General features: G+C 38.7%; 2 protein-coding genes. Both read right to left on the reverse strand.

The features are described from left to right. A partial coding sequence (locus tag AC2JBO_RS44710) for a pilus assembly FimT family protein (protein WP_496960047.1) occupies positions 1–350 on the reverse strand: 350 nt, incomplete at its 3' end. A gap of 948 nt (positions 351–1298) precedes the next feature. Beyond that, on the reverse strand, positions 1299–2024 hold a 726-nt coding region (locus tag AC2JBO_RS44715), incomplete at its 5' end, for a calcium-binding protein (RefSeq protein ID WP_496960048.1).

The following is a 2024-nucleotide window of genomic DNA, read 5'->3' on the forward strand; positions in this document are numbered from 1 at the left end:
CCATTGTGGCGTTGCATTGTAGTTTCAACATCTAGGACAATATTAGCTTCGAGTTGATTCCACTGTGCTTGTGTTGGACTAACAGTTGTTGGATGAACAGCCCATTGAACTAGTTCATCTTCAACTTTGAAACTCGCTTGATATTTAATTTTGTCCTTCTTTGCTTGGCTTTGAGCATTACGCAATGCCTGGTATACTTGCTCATTAGCAGCACCAAGGCGCCTTGCTTCGATAAAACCAAGCCAGCTAGGAGCAGCAATTGCGGCTAATATACCAATAATAAAAACCACAACCAATGTTTCCAGTAATGTGAAACCACTACTGGTGGAGATGCTATGTTTTTTGGACATTATAGGGTGGTAAAATGCATTCTGTGTTTACAAGCGGTAAATGCACCCCATAACCCAAGAAACCGGGCTTCTCGACATATTAAATATTTACAAACGGTAAATGCACCTTACCGCAATCATTATTGATGCGTAAAAATCCCTGATTATTTGAGAGGATTATATTAATTAACGGTAAATGCACCCTATCTTTACACCAAAGTTCCGGAACTTATAAGTGCAGAGTATTCTTTACAAAATTATTTTGTTATCCAAATCTCAAGAAGAATAGTTACGAAATAAAAGCTCGTATTAAGAACCTTAGTAAGGACTTCAGTCCTTATTCCTACTTGAAATTTGAATTATTTACAGTGATTTATTCAACAAGCCGCAACTAACTCTATTTTTACTTACTAGGGGTATTTAATTACATGAAACTATGTAAACCTGCACTAGCAAATAATCTTAACTGCGACTAGGTATTTATTATTTTAGTCACGTATTTACTTGAACCAATACCGGGAAAAAACGGAATTAAGTATGTTTTTTACAGGCGCCTGTGTGGAATTTGGTGGGATAGAAGAGAGAATCACCGTATTTCTACTAATATGTGATTGATCCCCCCTTGTTAAGGGGCTAAGAATGATAATCAAATTCTATCGCCACAGCTATTTATATAGCGGTTACCAGTCACATGAGGTACAGATTAAATTAATAAAAATCTTGTGGAGCGGGCATCCCTGCCCGCCCTTGTGTACGAGAGCAGTTGAGATTTTAATTCTATAAAAGTCATTTCGCATTCAGAATCTATCTATAGCATTCCTAAATGATTTGTAAAACACATAGATGTAGAGACGCGAAATTTCGCGTCTCTACACGCACGGATTTCACGACTGATTTAGGATTGCTATATATATAGTCTACAGTCAACTATATTCTAGCTGACTTGTAGCTTTTTTAGGATTCCTATAGTTATCCAATACTTACTGATTTGAATTGAACATCTTTAAGCGTTGCGAGTAAGTCACTACCTTTACTGATTAGAGTATCTCTACCACTAATTGTGACATCAAGTAAATCTGTCGCAAGCAAAGTACTGCCACGACTGATTTGATCATTGGCGCCAAAACCAATGATACTAACTGAACCGACACCTGCGTCTAGAATAAATCTGTCGGCGCCGCTACCTGCATAAACCGTATCATTACCAATACCAGCAGATATGATGTTATTACCTTCACCTGCATAAATTAAATCATCACCTGCACCAGTAGTGATGATATCATTACCTGCACCAGCGTAAACGATATCATTACCCTTACCAAGGGTGATGCGGTTTACACCTTCACCAGCAAAGATAATATTGTTACCATCACCAGCAGTAATAACGTCGTCACCTGCACCAGCATAAATGCTGTCGTTGCCTAAACCAGTGTTGATTTGGTTTTTGCCTTCACCAGCATAAATGGTATTGTTGCCGTTACCTAAGAAGAAAACATCATTGCCTGCACCTGCATAGGCAGTATCGTTGCCTGCACCACCAATGAATATATTGTTTCCTTCACCACCGTAAAAATAATTGTTGCCTTCACCACCATCTAGCTGGTCATTACCCGCACCTGCATAAAGGTAATCGTCACCAGCATCACCCAATAAAATATTATTACCTTCTCCACCGTAGATGTTGTCGTTACCGGC

This window comes from Calothrix sp. CBUCES-K 9914 (assembly GCF_059640475.1).